General features: G+C 70.6%; 5 protein-coding genes. 4 read left to right on the forward strand and 1 reads right to left on the reverse strand.

The window, feature by feature from the left end; translation table 11 throughout:
* Positions 1-46: 46 nt before the first annotated feature.
* Both SSNG_RS21520 and SSNG_RS21525 read left to right on the forward strand, forming a co-directional pair.
* Positions 47-622 carry an IS607 family transposase gene (locus tag SSNG_RS21520; protein ID WP_007265998.1) on the forward strand — a complete coding sequence of 192 codons (576 nt, stop codon included), beginning with the start codon at positions 47-49 and terminating at the stop codon, positions 620-622.
* Positions 615-2243: an IS200/IS605 family element transposase accessory protein TnpB gene (locus SSNG_RS21525; RefSeq protein WP_007265999.1), complete on the forward strand. Its 1629-nt coding sequence runs from the start codon at positions 615-617 to the stop codon at positions 2241-2243. Before SSNG_RS21520 ends, SSNG_RS21525 begins: the two co-directional genes overlap by 8 nt.
* A 6-nt stretch (positions 2244-2249) precedes the next feature.
* Here the strand turns inward: SSNG_RS21525 and SSNG_RS21530 are convergent, their stop codons facing one another.
* On the reverse strand, positions 2250-2861 hold the full coding sequence (locus SSNG_RS21530) for a hypothetical protein (protein WP_007266000.1): 612 nt from the start codon (positions 2859-2861) through the stop codon (positions 2250-2252).
* Between the two features lie 249 nt (positions 2862-3110).
* Here SSNG_RS21530 and purN point away from each other — a divergent pair, with 249 nt between their 5' ends.
* Both purN and purH read left to right on the forward strand, forming a co-directional pair.
* Positions 3111-3734: a phosphoribosylglycinamide formyltransferase gene (gene purN, locus SSNG_RS21535; RefSeq protein WP_007266001.1), complete on the forward strand. Its 624-nt coding sequence runs from the start codon at positions 3111-3113 to the stop codon at positions 3732-3734.
* A complete protein-coding gene (gene purH / locus SSNG_RS21540; protein WP_007266002.1) occupies positions 3731-5308 on the forward strand; it encodes a bifunctional phosphoribosylaminoimidazolecarboxamide formyltransferase/IMP cyclohydrolase in 1578 nt (525 codons plus the stop codon). Before purN ends, purH begins: the two co-directional genes overlap by 4 nt.
* Positions 5309-5342 lie beyond the last annotated feature (34 nt).

Here is a 5342-nt window from a genome sequence, read left to right on the forward strand (position 1 = left end):
GGGTAAGTGAGCGTAACCATGTACGAGTGAGTGTCGTTGTCAGAGCGTGAATCTGACGGAATGGGCGAAGACGCAGGGCGTGCATCCGCAGACCGCGTATCGCTGGTTCCGTGAGGGAACGTTGCCGGTACCGGCTCAGCGGGTCGGGCCGCGTACGATCCTGGTGAACATCGACGCGAACACCACGTCCGAGGTCATCGGTGGTCTGGGCCTGTATGCCCGCGTGTCCTCGCACGAGCAGAAGACCGATCTGGAACGCCAGGTCGCTCGGCTGTCGGCGTGGGCGGTGAAGGCCGGTCACCGAATCGTTCGTGTTGAGGAGGAGATCGCTTCCGGGATGAACGGCTGCCGTTCCAAGGCCCGGCGTCTGCTGGCCGACCCGCACGTGACCTGCGTGGTGGTGGAGCACAAGGACCGGCTCGGCCGGATGAACGTCGAGCTTGTCGAGGCCGCCTTGTCCGCGACGGGCCGTCGCTTGCTGGTCCTGGACGACGGTGAGGTCGAAGACGACCTGGTACGGGACGTGGTGGAGGTGCTGACCTCGTTCTGTGTCCGCCGGTACGGTCGCAGGTCGGCGAAGAACCGCGCCCTCAAGGCGCTTCATGCCGCCGAACATGGCTGACCTCCGCCCGGTCGCCGCGCCGTTCGTTGCCCTCGGGCCGTCCGGTGTGGCGGTTCGCGACCGCCTCAAGGGCCTGACGCCCGCCGACGAGAAGGTGCTGCGACTGGCAGGCGCGCACCTCGGGTCACTTGCCTCTCGCGATCTCAAGGCCCGGTGCGCAGACGGCCTGGAACACTCCACCGGCATGTGGGCGGCCCGGAAGAAGGACCTGACCTCTGAGTCGTCGTCCCGCTGGGCGGGGGCGATCACCAAGGCAACGCACGACCAGTGGGCCTTGTCCCGCCGCTGCCAGCTCGCGCACATCCAGGGCCTCGAAGCAGGCCTCACGGCGATTCGGCACCGCCTGTCCCAGCCCATCGGGGAGAAGGGCACCAAGAAGGCTGCAGGCGGGTACCGCTCGAAGAACGAGTGGTTCCACAAAGCCCGTCGCCTGCATGTCCTCGAAGAACGCCTTGAGCGGGAGCGAGCCGACCGCGAAGAGGGCGTCGTGCACGTTGTGCGGGGCGGCAAGCGCCTTGCGGGCAACCGTCACAACCTCGATGCCGCGCAGCTCACCGAGGCCGAGTGGCGGATACGGTGGGAGGCGGAACGCTGGTTCCTCCAGGCCGACGGCGAGTCCGGCAAGCGCTTCGGGAACGAAACCATCCGAGTCGCCCCGGACGGCGAGGTGTCCATCAAGCTCCCGGCTCCCCTCGCCCAGTACGCCAACGCCAGGCACGGCCGGTACGTACTCGGCGCGAAGGTGCGGTTTGCGCACCGAGGTACGCAGTGGGCCGACCGCATCGAGGCCAACCGGGCAGTCGCCTACCGCATCCATCTGGACGTGGCCAAGGACCGCTGGTACCTGACCGCTTCCTGGCAGATCCCGCCGTCGAGGACTATCCCGCTGGATGCCGCTCTGGCTGACGGTGTGATCGGTGTGGACACCAACGCTGATCACCTCGCGGCCTGGCGCCTCGACACCTGCGGCAACCCGACCGGGCAGCCCCGCCGCTTCTCCTACGACCTCAGTGGTTCGGCCGCCCACCGAGACGCCCAGGTCCGCCACGCCCTGTCCCGGCTGCTGAACTGGGCCAAGACCTGCGGCGTGAAGGCCATCGCGGTCGAGAACCTCGACTTCCGGGCTGAGAAGACCAGGGAGAAGTACGGCCGGCACCGCACGTTCCGACAACTCATCTCCGGTATTCCCACCGGCAGGCTCCGGGCTCGCCTGACATCGATGGCCGACGCCACCGGTATCGCGATCATCGCCGTCGATCCGGCCTACACCAGCAAGTGGGGCGCTCAGCACTGGCAGAAGCCCCTCTCCAGCAGGACCCGTAAGACGACCCGTCACGATGCGGCAAGCATCGCGATCGGGCGACGCGCCCAAGGGCACCCGATCCGGCGACGGGCGGCACCGCCCCGCGACGACCAGAGCGATCGTCGCGGGCATCGGACCGTCCAGGCCGGACCGGAAGCACTTGGGCGTGAGGAAACCCGCCACCGCATCCCCGGACCACGGACACGATCCGTGCAGCCGGATGCGGCAAGCACACGGGCGACCAGGACACCCAAAACCGTTCGGGATGTCCGCAGTGACCAGGTATGGGTCCAAGACTCACTCCTGCTCACTGATTAGGAACGGTCAGCGCTGGACGCGGAGGATCTTGCCGAGCGCGTTGTCCGGGAGGAGGTCGTTGCACTTCAGTTCCGCCGTGCGGGTCAGCGCGTCGTCGCGGCAGACGTAGAAGTCCTTGTACGCCAGTTGCAGCGCGTACGAGCCCGCCGCCAGCATCAGCGCCAGCGTGGCCGCGACCAGGCCGCTCGCCGCCGCCGCGCGCTGCGGGCGGGCCGCCGGGCCGAGGGCGGACAGGCCGCCGGGGTCCGCGTCGGTCGCCGGGCGGCCGCGGAGGGCGCTGATGCCCCAGTACATGGCCAGCGCGCCCAGCAGCAGCCCGACCGACGGGATGCCGAAAATGCCGAAGAAGAAGCCCCACATGCCCGAGAGGAGCGCGTAGCGGGCGCGCCGCTGGACCGGGTCCATGGGGTCCCAGCGGGCCGGGCCGCCGCCCTCGCCGGGCTCCGTCGGGCCGCCGCCCGGACCGCCGCCCGGACCGCCGCCCGGGCCACCGGAACCGCCGCCGTCCTGCGGCCGCTGCGGCTGCCGGGGCTGCCACGGCTGGTCGGGCCGGCCCTCCGGGGGTGCCGCGAAGGGGTTGTCGTCGGTCGAGGGGTCGGGCTGGCGGCGGTCCGGCATCGAGTGTGTGACTTCCCCTGTGTCGTGCGCGGCCCGCGCCCCGCGTACGAGGGCGCGTTCCGCGTCGTTCGCGGCTTGTACGCCAGACGCTACCGCCCGGCCGTCCCCCCGTCCCTCGGGGGCGGTCCGGTGTGCCGGTATCGTTGCAGGCGGTCGGTGGCTTCGTATGGTTCCCCGTATATCGGTACCCCGAAGTTTCGTATGACCGCACAAGACGAATGTCGCAAATCCTGTGAGAAAGGGCCTCACATGGCCGCCTCCCGCCTGGTCGTGCTGGTTTCCGGCTCCGGCACCAACCTCCAGGCCCTGCTCGACGCCATCGAGGCCCACCCCGGCGGAGCCGAGGGCTTCGGGGCCGAGGTCGTCGCCGTCGGCGCCGACCGCGGCGGCATCGCCGGTCTGGAGCGGGCCGAGAAGGCGGGGATCCCCACCTTCGTGTGTCCGGTGAAGGCCTACGCCAGCCGTGAGGAGTGGGACGCCGCGCTCACCGAGGCGACCGACGCGTACGCGCCGGACCTGGTCGTCTCCGCCGGCTTCATGAAGATCGTCGGGAAGAGCTTCATCGACCGCTTCGGCGGCCGGTTCGTCAACACCCACCCCGCCCTCCTCCCGGCCTTCCCCGGTGCGCACGGGGTGCGCGACGCCCTCGCGTACGGGGCGAAGGTCACCGGCTGCACGGTCCACTTCGTGGACAGCGGCGTGGACACCGGTCCGATCATCGCCCAGGGTGTCGTGGAGATCCGGGACGGGGAGGACGAAGCCGCGCTCCATGAGCGCATCAAGGAAGTCGAGCGCCAGCTGCTCGTCGACGTCGTGGGGCGCCTGGCCCGGCACGGCTACCGCATTGAGGGACGAAAGGTAACAATCCAGTGACCGCCAACGAAACGACGACGGCTACGACCCAGCGGCCGATCCGCCGCGCGCTCGTGAGTGTCTACGACAAGACGGGACTGGAAGAGCTGGCCCGCGGCCTGCACGAGGCGGGCGTCGCGCTCGTCTCCACGGGCTCCACCGCCTCGAAGATCGCTGCCGCCGGGGTCCCCGTCACCAAGGTCGAGGAGCTCACCGGCTTCCCCGAGTGCCTCGACGGCCGCGTCAAGACCCTCCACCCGCGCGTGCACGCCGGCATCCTCGCCGACCTGCGCCTGGAGGACCACCGCAACCAGCTCGCCGAGCTGGGTGTGGAGCCCTTCGACCTGGTGATCGTCAACCTGTATCCCTTCCGGGAGACGGTCGCCTCCGGCGCCACCCCCGACGAGTGCGTCGAGCAGATCGACATCGGTGGCCCCTCGATGGTCCGCGCCGCCGCCAAGAACCACCCCTCGGTCGCGGTCGTCACCAGCCCCGCCCGCTACGCCGACGTCCTCGCGGCCGCCCAGGGCGGCGGCTTCGACCTGGCCGCCCGCAAGCGGCTCGCGGCCGAGGCCTTCCAGCACACCGCCGCCTACGACGTGGCCGTGGCCTCCTGGTTCGCCGACGACTACGCCGCCGCGGACGACTCCGGCTTCCCCGACTTCCTGGGCGCGACGTACGCGCGGGGCAACGTGCTGCGCTACGGCGAGAACCCGCACCAGGGTGCCGCGCTCTACGTCGACGGCACCGGCGGCCTGGCCGAGGCGGAGCAGCTGCACGGCAAGGAGATGTCGTACAACAACTACACGGACACCGACGCCGCGCGCCGGGCCGCGTACGACCACGCCGACCCCTGCGTCGCGATCATCAAGCACGCCAACCCGTGCGGCATCGCGACCGGCGCCGACGTCGCCGAGGCGCACCGCAAGGCGCACGCCTGCGACCCGCTCTCCGCGTTCGGCGGCGTCATCGCCGTCAACCGCCCGGTGACGGTGGAGCTGGCCGAGCAGGTCGCGGAGATCTTCACCGAGGTCATCGTGGCCCCGGCGTACGAGGACGGCGCCGTCGAGGTGCTGGCCCGCAAGAAGAACATCCGCGTGCTGCGCGCCGAGGGCGCCCCGGCCAACCCGGTCGAGGTCAAGCCGATCGACGGCGGTGCGCTGCTCCAGGTCACCGACCGCCTCCAGGCCGAGGGCGACGACCCGGCGAACTGGACGCTGGCCACCGGCGAGGCGCTGTCCGCCGAGGAGCTGGCCGAGCTCGCCTTCGCGTGGAAGGCCTGCCGCGCCGTCAAGTCCAACGCGATCCTGCTCGCGAAGGACGGCGCCTCGGTCGGCGTCGGCATGGGCCAGGTCAACCGCGTCGACTCGGCGAAGCTCGCCGTCGAGCGGGCGGGTGCCGAGCGCGCGCAGGGCTCGTACGCGGCCTCGGACGCCTTCTTCCCCTTCCCCGACGGTCTGGAGATCCTGACCGCCGCCGGTGTGAAGGCCGTGGTCCAGCCGGGTGGTTCGGTCCGTGACGAGCAGGTCGTCGAGGCGGCGAAGAAGGCCGGCGTGACGATGTACTTCACCGGTACCCGCCACTTCTTCCACTGAGCGGTCCGGTAGAGCAGCAACGGCGAAGGCCGCG

It is taken from the genome of Streptomyces sp. C, from assembly GCF_000158895.1.
GTDB lineage: Bacteria > Actinomycetota > Actinomycetes > Streptomycetales > Streptomycetaceae > Streptomyces > Streptomyces racemochromogenes.